Source organism: Rahnella sp. NRRL B-41462, assembly GCF_003263525.1.
GTDB classification, from domain to species: domain Bacteria; phylum Pseudomonadota; class Gammaproteobacteria; order Enterobacterales; family Enterobacteriaceae; genus Rahnella; species Rahnella aceris.
Genome location: NZ_JYDF01000005.1, coordinates 68,153 through 89,352, shown reverse-complemented (window position 1 = coordinate 89,352; position 21,200 = coordinate 68,153). Strand labels below are relative to the sequence as shown.

The window sequence follows — 21,200 nt, the reverse complement described above, 5'->3', positions numbered from 1 at the left end:
GCAAAATCAGAATAATGACAGATCAGGAAATGCGTGAATGGTTAACACTTTTCGTACAAAAATGGGGCAATCAATGCATTAAAGCGAAGTCACCCAATTCACATGAGTGGCATCCGCCTGCCCCGATTGCTCAGCATCACGGCGGAATTTCTCCCGCATCTCAGAAGGCGTGGTGCCATAGAATTCATGGAAATAGCGACGTAAAGCGCTGGGTTCCAGGCCACACTGTCTCGCAATGGCGGCCAGACTTTGATCCGACATCGAAGAGGTTCGCAGGAGGCGCTTCGCCAGCAGTAAGCGCCGGCTGCGAATGAATTGCGCGATGCCGCCAAGCGGTTCAAACAGGCGATACAACCCTGAGCGCGAAATAGCAAAATCTTTGCACAGAATATCAATACTGATCGGCCTGCCGAGATGCTTTTCGATATACAGGCAAATGCGCTCAAGACGTGCACTTTGCTCAAACGGATGTTCCACCTTCTTCCCCGCCACCAGATGCAGTGTTTGCAGGAATACCGACGCCGCCCCCTCGCCAGTGCTCAGTACTTCCTGTTCGGTCATCTGATCAAACACCTGCACCATCGTCGCAAAATGATTGCGCAGAATGATGTTCACCGGTGAGGCTGCCGGAATACGCTTTCCGTGTAACGAGGCAATATCGACATTAAAATGCAGGCTGTGCTTGGGCATAATAATGTACTGATAAGAACCGAGACGCGGTTTCTGCTCGCCCGGATACACATGGATTTTAATCGGCTGCGACATATCCTGGATCAGGATATCCCCCTGGCTCAGCATGAACCGCTCGCCGAAACACTGGCAGTCCATCCCCCCGATAATCACAATGAAAATGACGATATGATCGGGCATCGAAAACAGGTTGCCGTACTGGCGATTGATATCGTGCTCACTGACGGTCAGCACACCGCCAATCACGCGGCCGAAGTTGTAGCCGGTGACGCTCCAGTCAAATTCTTCCCTGTTGCGATCCGGCAGTTCAAGTTTAAAACCTGCGCTGGACATTCCGTCTTCCCATTCGTAAAAACGGGTGTCGAAATCCTGATAAATGTTCGCACTATCAACGATCTTTCGTGATGATGAATCGCTCATTTACTCACCGAGAATTAAGATAATTCCTAAAAAGATAATCCACCACGGCCTGATAAATCAATCCTCAGCAGTAATTGGTAATACTTTTTCATCATAAAAAACTATTTTTTAGTCAGCCTATAACGTTTAAAAGACTGTAAAATCAGTCAGTAAATCGCGCTATTCAACGAATAGCGCTGGCAGGTTGTTCGCGATAATAATTTCAGGATCAGTTAATATCGCGAATAATAACCCGCTTTTTTCGGTTTACTCTCCTTCAAAAAAATCTACGTCAAATGATTGACTCCACTCATCCCGGGAGCGTGCGATGGTAAAAAGAAAGGTTCTGGAAGAGGGACGTCAGCTTAAAAGAATGAATGCCGAAACCCGCAGGCAGTCGCACATGCATAAGTGGTTCGCGATTGTGGCTGCTCTCGACTGTGTGCTGGTCATTTTTTATGATCAGGATATGCGCAATATCGTTTTCTCAGCGGGTGTCTGCGCGGTGTGCACCTACCTCTGGCTGAAAGGCCGTAAACAATCCCGCCGTTACCGCCGCGAATGGGATGAAAAATTTGGGACTAAAAAGCATCCCTGAGACTTCATGTCAGGCTGTTCTTCTTCCGTCGCCTTAGCGTTTATAAAGAAATTCCTAAATATGATAAAAGTGTTTCTGTCCTGCACGGATCATCAGTCACAATAACAGTTCGCATACCCGCCACACTCTTTCACCGATTTGTTATCACAGTCCTGTTAAGCTAATTTCCCCAGGACCGTATCTGACGGCAGGTTATCTCCTGCTTCGGTTAGCTCTGAATTCGCAGAATAATATTCCGATGACGAACGATATCGGTATGGCATTCCGTGATGCCCAATCAGGATTCGGTCTCGCCCTTATTAATCCAGGCAGATCATGCTTTGTATCGGGCAAAATTCGCCGGTAAAAACCGCATTGAACTGAGTTGATCGTTATTCACCCGAATAATATATCGAATACCTTACTTAGGGCGTGATAACCGATTGAATTTTAAAATTTAAAAACAACGGTAATATTCTCATCCGATTGTGAGTAATAATTGCAAAAACAATCTGATGAGTTTACTGGCTAACAAACTGTGCCACATCACACTCATTTTCTGCTCGGGGTATTTAACTCATGCTTACAGATATTGCGATATGCCAGGCAGTTCTTGATGCTCTTCCCGAAGCGACAGTCCTTAAAGATAATGAGCGTAAACTGGTATTCCTTAATCAGAAAGCCAGCGAATTTTATGGACGTCCACGGGAAGAATTGATTGGTCAGGATGTTTCTTTTTTCACAGATCCTGAACAATCTGCCCGGCAGCGTGAGCGCGATATTGAAGTTCTGGAAACCGGAGAGAAAACGGTCAACGAAGAAACGCTGGTTGACCCGTCAGGTAAGCGGCGCAATGTGCTGGTACGTAAATCCCGCGTCACGCTGGAGACACGGCATTTCATTCTGACCTCTATTATGGATATTTCGCTTTTGCGCAGTTCAGAAGCGCAGATCCGCTACCTTGCCCGTCATGACGTATTAACCGGCTTGCCGAACCGGACGGCATTGAGTGAAGAACTTAGCCAGATTGCCGCCCGGCGCATGTATCGCCCTGACCCCTGCGCCCTCTTCTTGTTGAATCTCAACGATTTCAATTACATCAACGACACATACGGCTATCAGGCGGGCGATGCCATTCTCTGCGAATTCGGCCAGCGTCTGCGTAATGAAGTCGGCAACAGCGGAACCGTTTCGCGCATCGGCGGCGATGAATTCTCGATTATCCTGCGCAATAATCCGACCAGTGAAATGGCCAATAATCTGGCGCTGGAAATACTGGTGATGATGCGCCAGCCGTTTACGCTGACGCGGGCTAATCCGATGATTACGATTTCATTCGGCATCGTGATGTTTGGTGCAGAGAATATTACCGCCGGCGAGATCATGCGCCGCGGGAATACGGCGCTGCTGGAAGCCAAGCAGCGCGGCAAAAATATGTTCTCGTTTTATTCTGAATTGCTCGATGCCAGCAGCGTCAGTAAACGCATTATGGTGAAAGCGCTGGCGGAATCACTGGCCAAAGAAGGTGACCTGACCTGTGTTTATCAGCCTATTTTACGCAGCCACGATGAGAAAGTCGTTTGCGTTGAAGCGCTGGCACGCTGGAACCACGGCGTGCTCGGACAAGTCTCGCCGGTACAATTTATCGCCCTGGCCGAAGAGACCGGACTGGTTATTCAGCTCGGTGAAATTGTTCTGCGGCAGGCGTGTCGGGATATCAGGAATTTTGAACGGCTCAATCTGGCGATCAACGTTTCTGCTGTTCAACTCGGTGAACCGGATTTCGGACCGCGTATTCTGGCGGTTCTGGCAGAGGAAGATTTCCCGCCTTCACGGCTCGAACTTGAACTGACCGAAACCTCAGTGATGAACGCCAACGGGATCAGCCTCAGCCATCTCGCTAAATTACGTCAGGTCGGGGTTAAAATTTCGCTCGACGATTTTGGTACCGGTTATTCCAGCCTCAGTTTGCTAAAAGATATCTCAGTAGACAGCGTGAAAATTGACCGTTCGTTTGTGCAGTACGTCACAGAAGTGAATGATACCGCCGCGATTGTTTCTGCCGTGTCTCAGCTTGGCAATAAAATGCATCTCAACGTCATTGCAGAAGGCGTTGAAAATCAGTTGCAAAAAACTTTCTTAGTATCAGCAGGTTGCTCGCACCTCCAGGGCTATCTGTTCTCGCGCCCCGTGCCGGTAGAAGTGTTAAGCACGTTACTGAGCAATGAAATGAACATGTTATCCAGTACGTAAACCATCTATTTATAAGCACCATAGATAACTCAAAACACCTTATTAATTCATTCAATTGGCGCTCGTCCCTGTTTTACTGACATGATCCGAGGCTGATAAATCACGCCGTTTAAGGAACTACATCATGTCATCGTTTTCAGGTATCTGGGTCCCGCTGGTCACGCCTTTTCATCAGGGTGAGATCGACTTTACTGCACTGAAATCATTGTGCACCCGGCTGCTCAAACGGGGCATTGACGGCGTCGTCGTCTGTGGTACGACCGGTGAAGCCCCGATGCTCACCAAAGAAGAACAACTGCAGGTTCTGGATGCTGTGCTGGAAGTGGTACCGGGTCATCAGGTGATCATGGGGCTGTCAGGCACGCATATGCCGGTTATCCGTGAAATGCAGGATGCGATTTTACACCGTCCTGTTGCCGGTTTGCTGATCCCCGCGCCTTACTACATCCGCCCTTCTCAGGCCGCACTGGTCGCCTGGTTTACGGAAATTGCAGATCACGCCACGGTGCCGGTGGTGCTTTACAATATTCCTTATCGTACTGGCGTACAGATGGAGCTGGACACATTCCGCCAGCTGGCAAAACATCCGCGCATTACCGCCGTAAAAGATTGCGGAGGCAGTATAGACCTGACGCTTTCACTGATTGCTGACGGCGAACTCGACGTACTGTGTGGCGAAGACGTGCAGATATTTTCAACCCTGAGCCTGGGCGGTAAAGGGGCGATTGCTGCCTCGTCGCATATTTTCACGGAAGAGTTTGTTCAACTGATTAAACAGTTCAAAGAGCAGGATATCGTTGCCGCGCGTAAAACCTTCTTTGGCTTATTGCCAATGATTCGCCTGATGTTTTCTGCCCCGAACCCGGCGGCCATTAAGTTCGCGTTATCGCTGGACGGCTTGATGGATAACGAGCTGCGTTCTCCTATGCTGCCCGCGCCTGAAAACGTTGAACTGGCCGTGCGTGGCCTCCTGAACCAGCACTCGCGCTGAGAGCGTATGTTTGATCAGAATATGAGTAACCGGACGCACTGTCACAATTAAAACACTGACTTTTGCTCCCGCCAGTTCTAGGATAGAAGCAGTTTTTATATAGCCCTATCGCCACCCTGTGAAACGGTAATGTCTCGCGGGGTCCGGCGGGTTGCTCATCCAATGGAGTGTTTATGAAACTGTATTATAAACCCGGAGCCTGTTCCCTTTCCCCTCATATCATCCTGCGTGAAGCGGGTCTGGACTTCAGCATTGAGAAGGTTGATCTGGCGACCAAGAAAACAGAAACCGGTGATGACTTCCTCGCAGTGAACCCCAAGGGGCAGATCCCTACGCTGTTACTCAATGATGGCAGTATTCTGACCGAAGGCGTGGCTATCGTGCAGTATCTGGCAGACCAGAAACCAGACCGTCAGCTGATGCCGGAACAAGGCACGCTGGCCCGTTATCACGCGCTGGAATGGCTGAACTACATTGCAACTGAGCTGCATAAAGGTTTCTCGCCATTGTTTAATCCGAAAGCCCCCGAAGAGTTCAAGACATTAACCCGCGAAGCACTGAGCAAAAAATTTGCTTACGTGAATACCGCCCTCAAAGACAATCATTTCCTGCTGGGTACGCGTTTCAGCGTGGCAGATGCTTACCTGTTTACCGTGATGGGTTGGGCGAAGGCACTGAAATTTGATCTGAGCGCACTGACGGAACTGAACGCCTACCTTGACCGCGTTGCCGCACGCCCGGCTGTTGATGCGGCTCTGTCGGCTGAAGGTCTGAAATAACCGCTTTCGTGGTGTGATCGCCAACAAAAACGCCCCGGCTGCTACAGCGCGGGGCGTTTTTTTATTCAGGAAAAGAGGTATTCAGGCAGTGATTACAGTTTTACCGCCGGGAAATGATGCTCAGGTTTGACCATTTTGTCCTGCGCTGCCACGATTTGCAGCTCGTATTCACCCATCGCATGCGTCGCCAGCATGACTTCATAAACTGCAGCGGTCACGTGCTCAAGCGCTTTATCCAGTGCTTCACCCTTGAGCAAATTCACCAGCAATAAACCGCTGGTCAGGTCACCCACGCCAACCGGCTGACGGACACCGAAATCAACCAGCGGACGGTCGATGTGCCACGCTTCACTCGCAGTAACCAACAGCATTTCAAAACGGTCACTGTGATAACCAGCGCGGCTCAGGTGCTTCACCAGCACAATTTTCGGGCCTTTGCTGATCAGCTCCCGCGCAGTGGCGACGGCTTCTTCAACGCTTGCCACTGCGTGACCGCTCAGCAGTTCAAGCTCCAGCAGATTCGGCGCGATAATGTCACAGTTAACCAGCGCCTGGTTGCAATGGAACTCAGCAACGCCCGGCGCCACGATACAGCCTTTTTCAGGATGTCCCATGACCGGATCGCAAAAATACCAGGCATCGGGATTCGCAGCTTTCACCCGACGAACAATCTCCAGAATACTTTGCCCTTGCTCCGGCGAACCGATATAGCCACTCAGCACCGCGTCGCAATCCTTCAGACGATCAATTTCCGCAATTCCCTGCGCAATTTCAGTCAGATGTGCTGCAGGCATCACGCAGCCGGTCCAGTGTCCGTACTGAGTGTGATTGGAAAACTGAACAGTATTCAGAGGCCAAACGTTTGCGCCCATACGACGCATAGGGAATTCCGCCGCGCTGTTACCCGCGTGTCCAAAAACTGTGTGTGACTGGATAGAAAGAATGCTTTTCATGAAGAATTTCCGATTGCAACGTCATCGGGGAGATGGCGGGATTACTGATATCAGGGAACAAAAACGGGAGACCTTGCAGCCCCCCGTCCTACCGGCCTAAAACTTATGCCCAGAGCAACAGCGTATAGTTCTTTTTACCGCGACGCAGCAAGGTATAACGGCCAAACAGACGATCACTGTCAGCGAAGCTGTATTCTGTATCCGTCTGTTTTTCGCCATTTACAGAAACCGCGTTAGAGGAAATCATGGTACGCGCCTGGCCTTTCGACGGTGCCATACCGGCGATAACCAGCGCCTGTTGCAGATCCGTATCACGAGGCACTTCAAACAGTTCCAGGCCATCCTGCGCAAGCTGGCCGAAATCGACCTCTGTCATCTCGCTCAGGGAACCGGAGAACAGGCTCTGCGTAATGCGTTTTGCGGCCGCCAGACCTTCTGCACCATGAACCATACCGGTGACTTCCTCAGCCAGAACGTACTGTGCGCGTGGCGCTTTACCGCTGGTTTTATCTTCTTCTTCCAGCGCATTGATGTCTTCAATGCTCATGAAGGTGAAGAATTTCAGGAAGCGGTAAACGTCAGCATCCGCCGTGTTGATCCAGAACTGGTAGAATTTGTACGGACTGGTTTTCTTCGGATCCAGCCAGACTGCGCCACCTTCAGTTTTACCAAATTTAGTGCCGTCAGATTTGGTGATCAACGGAACGGTCAGGCCAAACACTTGTTTCTGATGCAGACGACGGGTCAGATCGATACCTGACGTAATGTTACCCCACTGGTCCGAACCGCCGATTTGCAGCTCAACTTTGTGCAGATCGTAGAGGGAGGCAAAATCGTAACCCTGCAACAGGTTGTAAGAGAATTCAGTGAAGGAGATACCACTGTCATCACGGTTCAGACGCTGTTTCACCGCTTCTTTATTGATCATCTGGTTAACAGAGAAGTGCTTACCGATATCACGCAGGAAAGTCAGCACGTTCATGCTGCCGAACCAGTCATAGTTATTGGCGGTGATAGCGCTGTTTTCGCCACAGCTGAAATCCAGGAACGGCGAAACCTGCTGGCGGATTTTCTCAACCCATTCATTCACGGTTTCATTGGTGTTCAGCTTGCGCTCCGTGGCTTTAAAGCTCGGATCGCCGATCAGACCGGTTGCGCCACCCACCAGAGCCACTGGCTTGTGCCCGTTCAGCTGAAAGCGTTTCAGGCAAAGCAAAGGCACCAGATGTCCCAAATGCAAGCTGTCTGCGGTAGGATCGAAACCGCAATAGAGTGCAATTGGCCCTTGCGCCAGTCGCTCTGCTAACGCTTCTTCATCCGTCACCTGGGCAATGAGGCCCCGCTCTTGCAATTGTTTAATCAGGTTGCTGCTCGCCATCAAAGACTCCGTTTGTTTGTACTCAGAAATATGTACTGAATGTGTGCAGATTCATGTCTGACATCATGCCGTGCATGTGCCTTTTCTCTCACCTTTACGGGGAACGACATAGAATAAAGCGCCCGTCGTCCGAGCGCTAGGAAATCGCGTATTTTTTCGTGGTCAGGGGGCGAGGCGGTCTATTTTCCAGCCAGTTTGAGGCTCTGCTTCGTCACGCTGGTAAATGAACCGATCGTGCAGACGATGTTCACCGCCCTGCCAGAACTCCATCGAATCCACTTTGACGCGGAAACCGCCCCAGAAACTTGGCAGCGGCACTTCGCCATTGCTGAATTTCTGTTTCAGTTCGAGGAATTTGCTTTCGAGCACGCCGCGTGCCGAAATTCGGCTGGACTGCTGCGAAACCCATGCGCCGATCTGGCTATCTTTCGGGCGGCTGGTGAAGTATTTCATGACTTCCAGCGTAGAGAGACGTTCTGCCTGGCCGAGCACAATCACCTGCCGGTCCAGCATGTGCCACGGAAACAACAGGCTGATGCGTGAGTTGTTTGCCAGTTGCTGCGCCTTGCGACTCCCCAGATTGGTGTAAAACACCAGCCCCTTTTCGTCGTAGTGCTTAAGCAGCACAATGCGCTGGAAAGGCTGTCCGCGCTCATCAACCGTCGCCACCACCATCGCCGTCGGGTCAGCCAGACGGGCGTCACAGGCCTGTTTCAGCCAGTGTTCAAACAAAGGCAGCGGCTCAGGGGTTAAATCAGCACGACGCAGCCCGCCACGGGTGTATTCGCGGCGCGAGTCCGCAATATCAAACTCTTTGTTATCAGACATATGGATTAAGTTGCGTATCTAAGGAAGGTAAGCGCATTGTGCACCCGCCGCGTCAGGATCTCAATGTTCCTGACGCGGCGCGGAGTAAACGCAGCCAGCGCATCTGCAACTCGAAGTATGAAAGGGGTTATTTTTGGACGCAGTCGTCGATAATGACGTTCTCACCACGCTGCACAAAGGCCTGATTACCTTTAGACCAGAACGTGTAATGGCCATCGCTGTATTGGGTGCCAGAAGCGGACTCAATCTGTTTCAGTTTCAGCTGTTCACCATCGAGAACCATACTGACCTGCTGCGCCGGTTTATCCAGCGTGACCGTCAGCGGTAAGGTCCCGCACTGGTAGTGTAATTCTTCTGTCGGACTTTCGGTCTGGTGGCTGAACTGGCTGCATCCTGCCAGTGTGAATCCTGCTAACGTAGCGATAATCGCCTTTTTCATTCGGTGCTCCCTGATGGTCTTCAATTATCTCTTTTATGTACCACGCCCGCAGGCGCAGCACATTGAGATAAAACCGAGAACGCATCAGGAACGGGTTGAAACAACCGGATAAATTGCGCCGAGCAGAGTTTCACGACTTGCACCGGTAACCGACGGCAAATTGCCCGGCTGACCGGATAACGTGCGGAATGCCAGCCAGGCAAACGCCAGTGCTTCCATGTCATCACCGCTGATACCGCAGGCATCCGTGGTGCAAACTTCCGTGCCCGGCAACATGGCTGAGAGTCGCGCCATCAGTAACGGATTGCGCGCCCCGCCGCCACACACCATCAGCCGGTCGCATCCGCCAGCCAGTTGCACTTGCTCGGCGATGCTTACTGCGGTCAGTTCAGCCAGCGTCGCCTGCACATCCGGCGGGGAGATTTCAGGAGCACGCGCCAGTTGCTTTTCCAGCCACGCCATATTGAAATATTCACGCCCGGTACTTTTCGGTGCAGGTTCGGCAAAGTAAGGATCAGACAGCATCTGCTGGAGCAAACGTAAGTTCACCCGCCCCTGATTTGCCCATTCAGCCCCTTTATCATATGGCTGTGCCAGATGACGCCAGACCCACGCATCCATCAACATATTTCCCGGACCGGTATCGTAACCACGCACCGGCTGGCCCGGCAGCAGCATTGAAAGATTCGCGATGCCGCCAATATTGAGGATCATACGGCGCTCGGCCGGATCAGCCAGCAATGCCTGATGGAAAGCAGGCACCAGCGGCGCGCCCTGCCCGCCCCATGCCATATCCCGGCGACGGAAATCGCCCACGGTGGTAATGCCGGTCATGGCCGCAATGCGGTTGTTATCACCCAGCTGCATAGAAAATGTCGTGTCACCTTTCGGCTGGTGCCAGACAGTTTGCCCGTGGCAGCCAATGGCGGTCACTTCGTCAGGGGAGATATTGGCATTTTTCAACAAACCTAATACGGCCTCACCGAACAAAATACCCAGCTGAGTATCAAGCGTCCCGACCTGTTCAAGCGTCACCTGTTGGCCCTGACACATCCCGAGGATCGCATTTTTCAAAGCCAGAGGAATAGGATGTGAATAGCTGGCTTGCTGCGCGACCATGTGCTCATCAATGGCGGCCAGTACGACATCAACACCGTCGAGACTGGTGCCGGACATCACACCGATATAGCGACCTGACTTCATAGATAACATCCTTAACTCTCCAGGAAACTCGTCAGAAAAAGTAATCACCACAGAGTAATCGGTATTTGAAGGGCAACGCCATGAGTTACTGATTTTTTATTACATGGTGTGATGACTTCGTGTTTTTCTTGTTACGTTTTTTATTCCTGAAAATAGCCGTGTTGTAAAAACCACCAATAACAACATCGGATACCCGTATTTTTGATTGCGCACTTTGCTGTCTAAAACGTAAACCTGCGTTTATTATTAGTTGAGCACGCCTTCTGTATACTAGGTGGAAGTGAAACAAGTATGTTATATGACACCTTCGACACTGATGTTGAACTTGTGCACTGTTTTTTCTCTGTTGGTGCCGCTACTCTCAAACGTATGCAGCAGCATAATAAAGGAGCTATTTATGATTAAGCGTTTACTCGTCGTCGCCCTTGCCGGTGTTTCCCTTGCTGGCTGCGTCAGCGATAACTCTCTGTCTGGCGATGTTTACTCCGCATCCCAGGCGAAGCAAATTCAGCAAGTGACCTACGGCACCATCGTGTCTACCCGTGCAGTACAAATCCAGGGCGGAGATGATGCAAACATCGTCGGCGCACTTGGTGGTGCGGTATTGGGTGGTTTCCTGGGGAATACCGTCGGTGGGGGTACCGGACGTAGTCTGGCAACCGCTGCAGGTGCAGTCGCAGGTGGCGTTGCAGGTCAGGGTGTGCAAAGTTCGCTTAACCGTTCAAACGGCGTAGAACTGCAAATTCGTCGTGATGACGGTACAACCATTCAGGTGGTTCAGAAAGTCGGAGCAACCAAATTCAGCGTCGGCCAGCGTGTGAGCATGGCCAGCAGCGGTAGCACAATTACTGTGTCCCCTGGCGCCTGATTTTCCCGGTCTCAACGCAAAAAACCGAAGCCAGTGGCTTCGGTTTTTTTTTTATGGGTAATTCTTTTCTGTCGGATCAAAAGCAACGCTGTGTGACGTAATAAAAGTCGATTTTTATGATTTGCTTTGCAGGGAAGCAATATTTTTTTCCAGCCGGGACAACATCCCGCCCAGTTGTTCGATTTCAGAAGAAGACATGCCGGACAAAATCTCTTTACGCGTGCAATCAATAACTGATTCCATTTCATTAATGATCGGTGCGGCTTCTTCAGTCAGCTTGATGCGCTTAGCACGGCGATCGCTCGCACAAGTCTGACGGGTGATCAGCTTCTTTTCTTCCAGTTGATCAAGCGTACGAACCAGAGACGGTTGCTCAATCCCGATGGCTTTCGCCAGCTGAATCTGAGACTGCTCCGGAGGTAACATATTGATATTATGAAGTGTTACCCAATGTGTTTGCGTGAGTTCCAACGGTTTTAACCGATCGTCAATCAACGCACGCCAGGCACGAACTAATCGTGCTAGATCTGACCCCAGATTCGATTCCAATTATCCCCTCCTTATAATTAGCATGCTAAGATAACTCCCCAGAGTTTAGCTTAGTTTTAGGAACATTAATCGAGAAATTACAATTCTATATATAATAGTAGGTACGATTGCATCCGGAAGCAGAGTCTCTGCTTCCAAAGTTAAGCTTGTTTATAACACAATCACTGGCAGAGATTAATATTGTGAATGCGCAAATGTTTCACTCAGGCTTCCCGCTACCGGATCTGGTCCTGGGTGCCTCACTTTATTTCCCCCCGATGTTCAAAGCATTTTTACTGGGATTCGTATTCTGGCTTTTGATACATCGCGTGCTGCGTGATTGGATTTATTCCGGTGAAGTCTGGCATCCCACCCTGATGGATTTATCTCTTTTTGTGATCTCTATTTGTGCCGCACTGATGCTTATGGTGAACCTCTGAAATGAAATTTAAGACACTCAAATATTTCTCTACCGTGCTGGTTTTCGCGGTCGCAATTTGTGCAGGCTGGTGGATGTGGAATTATTATATGCAATCGCCCTGGACCCGGGACGGCAAAGTGCGCGCCGAGATTGTCAATATCACGCCGGAAGTTTCGGGGCGCATTATTGAAATAAATATCCATGATAACCAGTTTGTTAAAAGCGGAGACCCGCTTTTCAGTCTGGATCCGGTGCCTTTTAAAATCGCTGTTGATAATGCCGAAGCTGCGGTAGCGAAAGCCGCGGCTGATTTAGCCAAAGCCAGTCACGAAGCCCGGCGCCGCAGAGGGCTGGGTACCAATGTTATTTCCGCCGAATCCCTCGATGAATCCAATATCAGCGCCAAAGCTATGCAGGCGGCCTATCAGGCGGCACAGGCATCATTAGAACAGGCCAAATGGAATCTAAGTAAAACCACAATTGTTGCGCCGACTGATGGTTATATCACCAATCTGCAAACTCGCCGTGGAAACTATGCCACGTCCGGGACACCGCTGGTCGGGCTGGTGGATATTCATTCTTTCTACATTCTGGGATATTTCGAAGAAACCAAACTCAAAAATATTCGCGAAGGCAACATGGCGGATATCACACTATTTAACGGCAATATTCCGTTGCAGGGTCGGGTCGAAAGTATTGGCCGGGCTATTTATGACCAGAGCCTCGATGCCCCGGAAGATTTGCTGATGAATGTGAAACCCAATGTGCCGTGGGTACGTCTGGCCCAGCGCGTGCCGGTGCGTATTCAGCTTGAGAATGTGCCGGAACACGTGGTGCTGGTTGCCGGAACCACCTGCACAATCGCAATCCGTAATTAAGGTGGCGCAGTGAATCTTTCCTGGCTCGAATGGAAAAATACTCCGTGGGGAAAGGCCAGTTGGGGACAATGGCGCTACGCCCTGCGCAATTCCATCGCGATGATACTGGCGCTTTATATCGCTTTTGAATTTCAGATGGACGAGCCTTACTGGGCCCTGACCTCGGCAGCGGTGGTGAGTTTCCCCACCGTCGGCGGCGTTATCAGTAAAAGTATCGGGCGAATTATGGGCAGCCTGCTGGGTGCCGTGGGCGCGGTGTTTATTGCCGGACATTGTCTGAATGAGCCCTGGCTCTTCACTTTTGCCATTGCCGCATGGCTGGGGATTTGTACCTACGTCTCCAACCATTATCAGAACAACGTCTCTTATGCGTTTGCCCTGGCAGGTTACACGGCGGCAATCATTGCGTTCTCCACCGTAGACGTCACCGATGCGACACAGATTTTTGATATCGCACAGGCGCGTGTCGGCGAAGTCATCACCGGTATTTTGTGCGGTGGTTTTATGATGATGGTGCTGCCCAGTACGTCCGACAGTGATGCCCTGCTCACCTCGCTGCGCAAAATGCATACCCGGTTGCTGGAACATGCGCAATTGTTGTGGCGTACGGAAATTTCAGATCAGATCAGAACGTCGCACGAAGGATTGATCGGCCAGATCCTGACCATGAATCTTCTGCGTATCCAGGCATTCTGGAGCCATTACCGCCTGCGTCGCCAAAATAATGTCGTTAATTATTTACTGCATCAGCAATTACGCATGACCAGCTACATTTCCAGCCTGCGCCGGATGCTGCTGAACTGGCCCAATCCCCCGGAAAACTTACAAGAGGTACTGGTCGTTTTGCTTGATGAACTGCGTAAGCCGGACACGGATAAATTCAAGCTGTCCAGAATTCTGCTGCATATTCAGCCACAGGATACGTCTGATTTCCGCCATCAGGCTTTCTGGCACCGTTTACGCGATTTTTGCTGGCTATATCTTCGCAGTGAACGTTGGTTGCAGCGGGTGGAAAATGCCAACGCAGCCAAAGCCGACACTCTCCAGCCACCGAAAATCAGCCATCTTGCCCAGCACACCGATACCCTTGAGGCCGCGTACAACGGGCTGCGGACATTTTTGTGTATTGTGATCGGTTGCGCCTTCTGGATGACGACACAGTGGGATTCAGGTGCCGGTGCGGTGGCGCTGACGGCTGTCAGTTGCGTGCTTTATTCTTCCACGGCCTCGCCGATCAGCAGTATCACGCTGTTAATAAAATCATTGGGGTTACTGTTTATCGGCTGTTTCCTGCTGAAATTCGGGCTGATGGTCCAAATCGACAATTTCTGGGTGTTCTGCGCTTTCTTCCTGCCGATGTTAGTGACGATGCAGATGATGAAACTACAATACAAACGTTACGCCGGTTTATGGGGGCAAATGATTGTGTTTATGGGATCTTTTTTAGCCGTCACGAATCCGCCGGATTACGACTATCAGTCTTTTATGAATGACGGCGTAGCGAAAATTGCCGGTGTGATGTTGGCCGGGATTGCCTTTCAGGTGTTAAGGCCCAGCTCTGATAAGCGCAAAAGCCGTCGCATTATCCGCGCCCTGCGTCGTGATTTTATGGATCAGCTTAGCCGTAACCCCTCGCTGAGCCATTTCCAGTTTGAATCCCTGATTTATCACCGGATGAATCAGCTCAATCAAAGTAAAGATCACCTCTCACGAACCTGGTTATTGCGCTGGGGTGTGGTGCTGCTTAATTGCAGCCATATTGTCTGGCAGTTACGCGAATGGGAAACCCGCTCGGATCCGCTGTCTGCGGTGCGGGACGTGTGTATTCATTGTCTGAAAGGGGTAATGACGGAGCGCGGCGTCAGCCATGAAAATCTGGACGCCACGTTGATTGAGTTAATGCGGATGAGCAATTCACTGGCTCACCATCCGGAACCTGCAGCGCGTGAACTGGCAGGCGTGATCTGGCGTTTATACTGCTCGCTGTCACAATTGCAGCAGGCCATCTCAACAGAAGATGGCCCGGCGGATCCCGCTGTCAGCGCCACAAAACCCGCGTGAAAACATTAAGGTACATCAAATCCTAATGCGGCTTTACGAATGCGGAACCATTGCTGACGGGTCATTTCCAGAGACAATGACTTCAGCGCTGACTGCACGCGCCCGATTTTGCCCGAGCCGATAATCGGCAACGGCTGAGACGGCAGCCGCATGACCCAGGCGTAGACCACCTGTTCAATAGTGTCTGCGCCAATTTCATTCGCCACAGTCTGAAGTTCATCACGCAGCGGCTGGAATTCTGTATCGCTGAACAGACGACCGCCCCCCAGACAGGACCACGCCATCGGTTTGATACGCAGTTGCTGGCAAAGATCCAACGTGCCGTCAAGAATGGCGGGCTGATGAATGGGGGAAATTTCTAGCTGATTGGTCACCAGCGAAAACGGCAGACGCGATTGCAACAAGCTGAACTGTGCCGGGGTGAAGTTGGACACACCGAAATGTTTTACTTTGCCGCTTTTATGCAACCGCGTGAACGCCTCAGCGACTTCATCGGCATCCATCAGCGGATCCGGGCGGTGGATCAGCAATAAATCCAGATAATCGGTACGCAGATTGCGCAGTGATTGCTCCGCACGATCCACAATGTACTGCGTATCCGTAATGTAATGACCGATTTTGTTGTCGGGATCTGCCGTGGTGGCGATGCCGCATTTACTGACCAGTTGCATTTTTTCGCGCAAAGAGGGGTTAAGACGCAACGCCTCACCAAATGCCGCTTCACACTGATAGCCGCCATAAATATCTGCATGATCGACTGTCGTAATGCCCATTTCAATGTGCTGTTCCATGAACGCCAGAACCTGTTGCGGCGTCATGTTCCATTCCATCAGCCGCCAGTAACCACAAATCAGCGTTGAAAATACCGGCCCTTGCGGAGAAATCGGGGTGTGTGCTTCCATTGTGAATCCCTTATATTTTCGATTTTCGACCCACAGAATACACAACGCCCGTGGTGCTGTATTGATGCGACGAGCAAGAATTGTCAGGAAGCGGACCGCCGTCACGATGGCGGTAAACGACAGGTGAAATCAGAACAACTCCGGTTGCTGCGGCAAGGGTTCGTCCGGCTGTTTTCCTGCACGTTGCTGGCGCAGCAGGCGTTGCTGACATAACCGCAGCACATGGCGTTTTTCTGTGTCAGTCATTTTTATCCAGCCGAAACGCTCCTCGCGGCTGCGCAGGCAGCCACGGCAATAACCGCGTTCATCAGCCTGACAAATGCCACGGCATGGACTGGGGATGTCAAAAAATTCGAGCTGCTGAGCCACACACCCTCCGCAAATCATGGTGAACATTTATTCAAGACGCTTTCCTGCTATCCCGCAAGGTAATTTACGTCTTGTGTTTCATTCTTCAAATATCTGCAACACAGATCTGCTACCGTCCGTTTAGCCGTTTTCACCTGTCGGAAAATGGCCCTACTGTTTCGCAAGCCCTCACCAAGAAAACAGAGGTTTGCCCTCACCTCAGCCGGCACCCGCCGGCTCTTTTTCAATCTTTTTTGCCCTTAAAGTATGGATGCAAACCTGAAATCAGGATGCGTTTGGTGAAAAAGCACCGTGCGCGTAGTCACAAACAGGTCAGATGCGATAGAAAGGTGGCATTAAGAAAGGGTCGTTTGACGTGAAAGTTATCCATGAACGTCTTACCGATCAGTCCATTAACGTCGGAGTTATTGAAATGACCAAGCTTTTCACCCCCATTGTTGTCGGTAAAAACACGTTGTCTAACCGTGTCTTTATGGCACCGCTTACCCGTCTGCGCAGCATCGAACCGGGTGACATCCCTACACCGCTCATGGGCGAATATTACGCACAGCGCCACAGTTCTGGCCTGATCATTACTGAAGCCACTCAGGTTTCATTCCAGGCGAAAGGGTATGCCGGCGCACCTGGCCTGCATACGCCGGAACAAGTCGCTGCATGGAAAAAAATCGTGGACGGCGTACATCAGAAAGACGGGCGCATTGCGGTTCAGCTGTGGCACACCGGACGTATCTCGCATAACAGCGTTCAGCCTGACAACCAGACACCGGTCGCGCCTTCGGCCGTCAACCCGAACACGCGGACCAGCTTGCGTGATGAGCAAGGTCACGCCATTCGTGTCGATTGCCCGACACCGCGCGCTTAGCGCTCAGCGAAATTCCGGGGATCGTGAATGATTTCCGTCATGCTGCCGCCTGCTCCGCCGAAGCTGGTTTCGATTACATCGAACTGCATGCCGCGCACGGCTATCTGCTGCATCAGTTTATGTCTCCGGCGTCCAACCTGCGTGAAGATGAATACGGCGGCAGCATTGAAAACCGTACCCGTCTGACGCTGGAAGTGGTTGATGCTGCCATCGGGGCTATTGGCGCTGAACGTGTGGGCATCCGCATTTCGCCGATGGGTCCCTTCAACGGGCTGGATAACGGCGAAGATCAGGAACAGGCGGCTATCTACCTGCTCGATGAACTGAACAAGCGCAAACTCGCTTACCTGCATATCTCCGAACCGGACTGGGCTGGCGGCAAACCTTACTCCACAGAATTCCGGGCGGTGATCCGTGCGCATTATCAGGGTGTGATTGTGGGGGCTGGTGCTTACACCGCAGAAAAAGGCGAAGAACTGATCGAAAAAGGTTATATCGATGCCGTGGCATTTGGCCGCAGCTATATCGCGAACCCTGATCTGGTTGAGCGCCTGAAATCTCATGCGCCTCTCAACGAACCCAAACCGGAAACTTTCTACGGCGGCGGTGCGCAAGGCTATACCGATTATCCGACACTGTAATAATTAAAAAGAGTGATTCACTTCTTGCAGCAGAAGAGGCCCTCCTTCTGCTGTTTTTTTTGGTCAGTCATTCAACAAGCCGTCGCCGTAATACAGACAAAACGGCGGCTATCAGTTAGGCTTGACCCGTTAACTCTCATCCTGCAAATAAAGAGGAACCTATGCGTTTACTCCACACCATGCTTCGCGTTGGCGATCTGCAACGTGCTATCAGCTTCTATACCGATGTTTTAGGTATGCGTTTGCTGCGTACCAGCGAAAACACTGAATATAAATACTCTCTGGCTTTCGTCGGTTATACCGAAGAAAGTGAAGGTGCAGTGATCGAACTGACCTATAACTGGGGCGTCGACAGCTATGACATCGGCACGGCTTACGGTCATATCGCATTGGGCGTTGATAACGTCGCGCAAACCTGTGATGACATCCGTAATGCAGGCGGGAAAGTGACCCGTGAAGCCGGCCCGGTCAAAGGCGGATCTACCATTATCGCGTTTGTAGAAGATCCGGACGGCTATAAAATCGAGCTGATCGAATCCAAACACGCAGGTCAGGGGCTGGGGAATTAATCTTCCCCGAACACTGACAGGGGCGCAATCGCGCCCTTTTTTATTGACCCATTTTTGCCACAACCCTGCAAGTGGCGGCAAAATTTGCCATAATGCGTGCTGAATTCGATGAAGATAAGAAACTAATGGCCGAGAATAGTGACATTAACGCCCTGAGAGGCCGTTTTCGTGGTTTTTATCCCGTGGTTATCGACGTAGAAACCGCCGGATTTAATGCCAAAACCGATGCGCTGCTGGAAATTGCAGCCATCACCCTGAAGATGGATGAGGACGGCTGGCTGCAAAGCGATGAGACCGTGCATTTCCACGTCGAGCCCTTTGAAGGCGCGATACTGGTGCCGGAAGCCCTGGCGTTTAACGGTATCGATCCGACCAATCCGTTACGCGGTGCAGTCAGTGAATATGAAGCCCTGCACGAGATTTTCAAAGTCATCCGTAAAGGGATGAAAGAGCAAAACTGTAACCGCGCGATCATCGTGGCGCACAACGCCAATTTTGATCACAGCTTCCTGATGGCAGCGGCTGAACGTGCCGGACTGAAACGTAATCCGTTCCACCCTTTTGCCACGTTTGATACCGCCGCATTAAGCGGGCTGGTGCTTGGGCAAACGGTGCTGGCAAAAGCCTGTATCAGCGCGGGCATCGTCTTTGACAGCAGCCAGGCACATTCTGCGTTGTATGACACCGAGCGCACAGCCGAGTTGTTCTGCGAGCTGGTCAACCGCTGGAAACGCTTAGGCGGCTGGCCTCTGGCGCTTTCAGACGAAGAAGTCGAAGACGAAACAGCATCGGAAGAAAATCAGCAATAACAACTTTTGCACCGAACTGAAGACAAAAAAAGAGCGACATCATGTCGCTCTTTTTACTTTCCGGCCGAAAAACCGTTAGTCTTCTGTCGTATTACTCTCTTCAGAAGATTTGTATTTCTCAGCGGTTTCTTTGATCAACTGCTGCAGTTCGCCGCGCTGGAACATCTCAACCACGATGTCGCAGCCGCCAACCAGTTCACCGTCAACCCACAGTTGCGGGAACGTTGGCCAGTTAGCAAATTTTGGCATCTCAGCACGGATGTCCGGGTTCTGCAGGATATCCACGTAAGCGAAACGCTCGCCACAGGCTGAAAGCGCCTGAACAGCCTGAGCGGAGAAACCGCAGCTTGGCAGTTTCGGCGAACCTTTCATGTACAGCAGAATCGGGTTTTCAGAAACTTGCTTCTGAATTTTTTCAATTGTTGGAGTGGTCATTTCTTGCTTCCTCAAGCCGGTACAGGCTGTCACGATCATTACTCTTCACGCGCAGCATAAAGAGACGGTGCGCAATCACAATACCTTCTATTGTAACGATGGCAGCCATCAGATAAAAACGCCATTTTTTGTGGGGTCTTTCTCAATACTGGCATTTTGTTTAACAATCTTTAATGTGTGCGCTCAGGCTCACATCTTTAAACATTCATTGAGAATAACATTTTTGGCGTTCACCGATAACGCCAGATTTGCAAAATTCCATTCTTTAACTCAAATATTAACACCATGAAAAGTGGTTATTTTTTTGACTAAAAATGGCGGTTATTTCGACATAAAAAAAGCCATTAACTTTTTCTCACAATATGATCTAGAATCGAGTCAATTCGTGCTTTTTTGTCAGGTTCTTTTAGGCAATACTCTGACATCCCTGATGTTTAACCTACCACTCATGGTAACGAAGCTATGCGCTTACTGTTCACGCTTTTTGTGCTGCTCTTTACCCAGCTATTTCTGAATATGGCACATGCATCGCCGCAGACACGTGTTTCTGCCGATCAGCGTAAAAGCCATGTTAATCAGGCTGCACCTGAAGAACGGCGAAAGCGAAAAACGGTGGCCGCGAAAACCAGTAAAAAAACTAAAATCGCGCCAGTGACAGAACAAAAAATTCAGGACAAGAATTCGAAGAAGAAAGTTAAAAGTACCGAACTGGCTAAACGAAAGACCACGACGGAGAAAAGTGTCAAAACGACCCGGGCCGAAAGTAAAAAAGAAAAGACACTGAAGACCACGCGGGCCGAAAGCAAAACAGAGAAACACGCCAAAACCCGTTCACTCGCGAAAAACAGCACGGAAAGGGTCAGTAAAAAAGAAGCGTATGGCCGGCACCGTAAAGGTAAAAAGCCCGAAGAAGACAGCAAACCGATTACGCTAAGTGCAACGCATAAAAAACGCTATCAGCATGCCCAGCAAACGGCGATGACCAAACTGATGCATCAGGTAGGAAAACCATATCGCTGGGGCGGAACCTCGCCGAATACCGGTTTTGATTGCAGCGGCTTAGTCTATTACGCCTACAAAGATTTGATCCGTATTAAAATGCCACGCACAGCGAATGAAATGTATCACCTGCGCGATGCGGCTCCGGTCAAACGCGGCGAACTTGAAAGCGGTGATCTGGTGTTCTTCAGAATCAATAACCGCGGCGCTGCAGACCATGTTGGTGTTTACGTGGGGAACGGCAAGTTTATTCAGTCTCCAAGAACGGGCGAAGACATTAAAATCACCTCTCTCGGCGACGATTACTGGCAAGATCATTATGTGGGTGCACGCCGGGTAATGACGCCGAAAACGATCCGATAATAAAC

22 protein-coding genes and 1 pseudogene are annotated in these 21,200 nt (G+C 50.7%); 12 read left to right on the top strand and 11 right to left on the bottom strand.

All coding sequences use genetic code 11. From position 1 onward, the window contains the following. Positions 1-78: 78 nt before the first annotated feature. Positions 79-1,110 carry a helix-turn-helix domain-containing protein gene (locus UC14_RS01825; protein WP_013576063.1) on the bottom strand — a complete coding sequence of 344 codons (1,032 nt, stop codon included), beginning with the start codon at positions 1,108-1,110 and terminating at the stop codon, positions 79-81. 307 nt (positions 1,111-1,417) lie between these two features. Here UC14_RS01825 and UC14_RS01820 point away from each other — a divergent pair, with 307 nt between their 5' ends. From UC14_RS01820 to gstA, 4 genes are all read left to right on the top strand, one after another. Next, complete coding sequence (locus UC14_RS01820) at positions 1,418-1,687, top strand: hypothetical protein (protein WP_013576064.1); 270 nt, start codon at positions 1,418-1,420, stop codon at positions 1,685-1,687. Positions 1,688-2,245: 558 nt separating this feature from the next. Then, positions 2,246-3,919, top strand: coding sequence for a bifunctional diguanylate cyclase/phosphodiesterase (locus UC14_RS01815; RefSeq protein WP_013576065.1), 1,674 nt, complete (start codon positions 2,246-2,248; stop codon positions 3,917-3,919). Positions 3,920-4,043: 124 nt separating this feature from the next. After that, positions 4,044-4,910, top strand: a complete 867-nt coding sequence (gene dapA / locus UC14_RS01810; protein ID WP_013576066.1) for a 4-hydroxy-tetrahydrodipicolinate synthase — start codon at positions 4,044-4,046, stop codon at positions 4,908-4,910. A gap of 173 nt (positions 4,911-5,083) precedes the next feature. After that, entirely contained in the window at positions 5,084-5,689 is a 606-nt protein-coding gene (gene gstA / locus UC14_RS01805) for a glutathione transferase GstA (protein ID WP_013576067.1), read from the top strand. Between the two features lie 92 nt (positions 5,690-5,781). Here gstA and pdxY read toward each other — a convergent pair whose 3' ends face one another. The 5 genes from pdxY to anmK all read right to left on the bottom strand — a co-directional run bounded on the left by pdxY (position 5,782) and on the right by anmK (position 10,490). Beyond that, positions 5,782-6,642, bottom strand: coding sequence for a pyridoxal kinase PdxY (gene pdxY / locus UC14_RS01800; protein WP_037035268.1), 861 nt, complete (start codon positions 6,640-6,642; stop codon positions 5,782-5,784). A 103-nt stretch (positions 6,643-6,745) separates the two neighbouring features. Then, positions 6,746-8,020: a tyrosine--tRNA ligase gene (gene tyrS, locus UC14_RS01795; RefSeq protein WP_013576069.1), complete on the bottom strand. Its 1,275-nt coding sequence runs from the start codon at positions 8,018-8,020 to the stop codon at positions 6,746-6,748. 162 nt (positions 8,021-8,182) lie between these two features. Further along, positions 8,183-8,848, bottom strand: a complete 666-nt coding sequence (gene pdxH / locus UC14_RS01790; RefSeq protein ID WP_013576070.1) for a pyridoxamine 5'-phosphate oxidase — start codon at positions 8,846-8,848, stop codon at positions 8,183-8,185. Positions 8,849-8,975: 127 nt separating this feature from the next. After that, positions 8,976-9,287, bottom strand: coding sequence for an MliC family protein (locus tag UC14_RS01785; RefSeq protein WP_015690120.1), 312 nt, complete (start codon positions 9,285-9,287; stop codon positions 8,976-8,978). Positions 9,288-9,371: 84 nt separating this feature from the next. Further along, the gene (gene anmK, locus UC14_RS01780) at positions 9,372-10,490 is read right to left on the bottom strand and encodes an anhydro-N-acetylmuramic acid kinase (RefSeq protein WP_015690121.1); all 1,119 of its coding nucleotides are present in this window, start codon (positions 10,488-10,490) and stop codon (positions 9,372-9,374) included. A gap of 397 nt (positions 10,491-10,887) precedes the next feature. On the opposite strand from anmK, the gene UC14_RS01775 reads away from it, so the two are divergent. Beyond that, entirely contained in the window at positions 10,888-11,358 is a 471-nt protein-coding gene (locus UC14_RS01775; protein WP_013576073.1) for a glycine zipper 2TM domain-containing protein, read from the top strand. Between the two features lie 114 nt (positions 11,359-11,472). On the opposite strand, the gene slyA is transcribed toward UC14_RS01775, so the two are convergent. Then, positions 11,473-11,907, bottom strand: a complete 435-nt coding sequence (slyA, locus tag UC14_RS01770; protein ID WP_013576074.1) for a transcriptional regulator SlyA — start codon at positions 11,905-11,907, stop codon at positions 11,473-11,475. Positions 11,908-12,101: 194 nt separating this feature from the next. Between slyA and UC14_RS01765 the strand changes: the two genes are divergently transcribed. Genes UC14_RS01765 through UC14_RS01755 form a run of 3 tightly spaced genes read left to right on the top strand, consistent with a single transcriptional unit; the run spans position 12,102 to position 15,246 of the window. Continuing rightward, positions 12,102-12,326, top strand: coding sequence for a DUF1656 domain-containing protein (locus UC14_RS01765; RefSeq protein WP_015690122.1), 225 nt, complete (start codon positions 12,102-12,104; stop codon positions 12,324-12,326). Between the two features lies 1 nt (position 12,327). Beyond that, on the top strand, positions 12,328-13,185 hold the full coding sequence (locus tag UC14_RS01760; protein ID WP_013576076.1) for an HlyD family secretion protein: 858 nt from the start codon (positions 12,328-12,330) through the stop codon (positions 13,183-13,185). Positions 13,186-13,194: 9 nt separating this feature from the next. Beyond that, on the top strand, positions 13,195-15,246 hold the full coding sequence (locus UC14_RS01755) for an FUSC family protein (RefSeq protein ID WP_112197128.1): 2,052 nt from the start codon (positions 13,195-13,197) through the stop codon (positions 15,244-15,246). Between the two features lie 5 nt (positions 15,247-15,251). On the opposite strand, the gene UC14_RS01750 is transcribed toward UC14_RS01755, so the two are convergent. Both UC14_RS01750 and UC14_RS01745 read right to left on the bottom strand, forming a co-directional pair. Beyond that, complete coding sequence (locus tag UC14_RS01750; protein ID WP_013576078.1) at positions 15,252-16,148, bottom strand: aldo/keto reductase family oxidoreductase; 897 nt, start codon at positions 16,146-16,148, stop codon at positions 15,252-15,254. 129 nt (positions 16,149-16,277) lie between these two features. Then, entirely contained in the window at positions 16,278-16,517 is a 240-nt protein-coding gene (locus UC14_RS01745) for a DUF1289 domain-containing protein (protein WP_013576079.1), read from the bottom strand. Positions 16,518-16,923: 406 nt separating this feature from the next. Here UC14_RS01745 and UC14_RS01740 point away from each other — a divergent pair. The 3 genes and pseudogenes from UC14_RS01740 (at position 16,924) to rnt (ending at position 19,398) form a co-directional block, all read left to right on the top strand. After that, positions 16,924-18,020, top strand: a pseudogene (locus tag UC14_RS01740) (alkene reductase). Positions 18,021-18,181: 161 nt separating this feature from the next. Beyond that, positions 18,182-18,589 carry a lactoylglutathione lyase gene (gene gloA, locus UC14_RS01735; protein ID WP_013576081.1) on the top strand — a complete coding sequence of 136 codons (408 nt, stop codon included), beginning with the start codon at positions 18,182-18,184 and terminating at the stop codon, positions 18,587-18,589. Positions 18,590-18,681: 92 nt separating this feature from the next. After that, complete coding sequence (gene rnt / locus UC14_RS01730; RefSeq protein ID WP_013576082.1) at positions 18,682-19,398, top strand: ribonuclease T; 717 nt, start codon at positions 18,682-18,684, stop codon at positions 19,396-19,398. A 75-nt stretch (positions 19,399-19,473) separates the two neighbouring features. Here the strand turns inward: rnt and UC14_RS01725 are convergent, their stop codons facing one another. Both UC14_RS01725 and UC14_RS27265 read right to left on the bottom strand, forming a co-directional pair. Continuing rightward, entirely contained in the window at positions 19,474-19,833 is a 360-nt protein-coding gene (locus UC14_RS01725) for a Grx4 family monothiol glutaredoxin (protein ID WP_013576083.1), read from the bottom strand. Beyond that, the gene (locus UC14_RS27265; protein ID WP_255347866.1) at positions 19,814-19,942 is read right to left on the bottom strand and encodes a hypothetical protein; all 129 of its coding nucleotides are present in this window, start codon (positions 19,940-19,942) and stop codon (positions 19,814-19,816) included. Before UC14_RS27265 ends, UC14_RS01725 begins: the two co-directional genes overlap by 20 nt. A 353-nt stretch (positions 19,943-20,295) precedes the next feature. Between UC14_RS27265 and UC14_RS01720 the strand changes: the two genes are divergently transcribed. Beyond that, a complete protein-coding gene (locus UC14_RS01720; protein WP_112152179.1) occupies positions 20,296-21,195 on the top strand; it encodes a C40 family peptidase in 900 nt (299 codons plus the stop codon). The last annotated feature ends 5 nt before the right edge of the window (positions 21,196-21,200 follow it).

Excerpts from the sequence above, each read along its gene's own strand:
- UC14_RS01825 (WP_013576063.1), bottom strand. The coding sequence starts at position 1,110 with ATGAGCGATTCATCATCACGAAAGATCGTTGATAGTGCGAACATTTAT.
- UC14_RS01820 (WP_013576064.1), top strand. The coding sequence starts at position 1,418 with ATGGTAAAAAGAAAGGTTCTGGAAGAGGGACGTCAGCTTAAAAGAATG.
- UC14_RS01815 (WP_013576065.1), top strand. The coding sequence starts at position 2,246 with ATGCTTACAGATATTGCGATATGCCAGGCAGTTCTTGATGCTCTTCCC.
- dapA (WP_013576066.1), top strand. The coding sequence starts at position 4,044 with ATGTCATCGTTTTCAGGTATCTGGGTCCCGCTGGTCACGCCTTTTCAT.
- gstA (WP_013576067.1), top strand. The coding sequence starts at position 5,084 with ATGAAACTGTATTATAAACCCGGAGCCTGTTCCCTTTCCCCTCATATC.
- pdxY (WP_037035268.1), bottom strand. The coding sequence starts at position 6,642 with ATGAAAAGCATTCTTTCTATCCAGTCACACACAGTTTTTGGACACGCG.
- tyrS (WP_013576069.1), bottom strand. The coding sequence starts at position 8,020 with ATGGCGAGCAGCAACCTGATTAAACAATTGCAAGAGCGGGGCCTCATT.
- pdxH (WP_013576070.1), bottom strand. The coding sequence starts at position 8,848 with ATGTCTGATAACAAAGAGTTTGATATTGCGGACTCGCGCCGCGAATAC.
- UC14_RS01785 (WP_015690120.1), bottom strand. The coding sequence starts at position 9,287 with ATGAAAAAGGCGATTATCGCTACGTTAGCAGGATTCACACTGGCAGGA.
- anmK (WP_015690121.1), bottom strand. The coding sequence starts at position 10,490 with ATGAAGTCAGGTCGCTATATCGGTGTGATGTCCGGCACCAGTCTCGAC.
- UC14_RS01775 (WP_013576073.1), top strand. The coding sequence starts at position 10,888 with ATGATTAAGCGTTTACTCGTCGTCGCCCTTGCCGGTGTTTCCCTTGCT.
- UC14_RS01765 (WP_015690122.1), top strand. The coding sequence starts at position 12,102 with ATGTTTCACTCAGGCTTCCCGCTACCGGATCTGGTCCTGGGTGCCTCA.
- UC14_RS01760 (WP_013576076.1), top strand. The coding sequence starts at position 12,328 with ATGAAATTTAAGACACTCAAATATTTCTCTACCGTGCTGGTTTTCGCG.
- UC14_RS01750 (WP_013576078.1), bottom strand. The coding sequence starts at position 16,148 with ATGGAAGCACACACCCCGATTTCTCCGCAAGGGCCGGTATTTTCAACG.
- gloA (WP_013576081.1), top strand. The coding sequence starts at position 18,182 with ATGCGTTTACTCCACACCATGCTTCGCGTTGGCGATCTGCAACGTGCT.
- rnt (WP_013576082.1), top strand. The coding sequence starts at position 18,682 with ATGCGTGCTGAATTCGATGAAGATAAGAAACTAATGGCCGAGAATAGT.
- UC14_RS01725 (WP_013576083.1), bottom strand. The coding sequence starts at position 19,833 with ATGACCACTCCAACAATTGAAAAAATTCAGAAGCAAGTTTCTGAAAAC.
- UC14_RS27265 (WP_255347866.1), bottom strand. The coding sequence starts at position 19,942 with ATGGCTGCCATCGTTACAATAGAAGGTATTGTGATTGCGCACCGTCTC.
- UC14_RS01720 (WP_112152179.1), top strand. The coding sequence starts at position 20,296 with ATGCGCTTACTGTTCACGCTTTTTGTGCTGCTCTTTACCCAGCTATTT.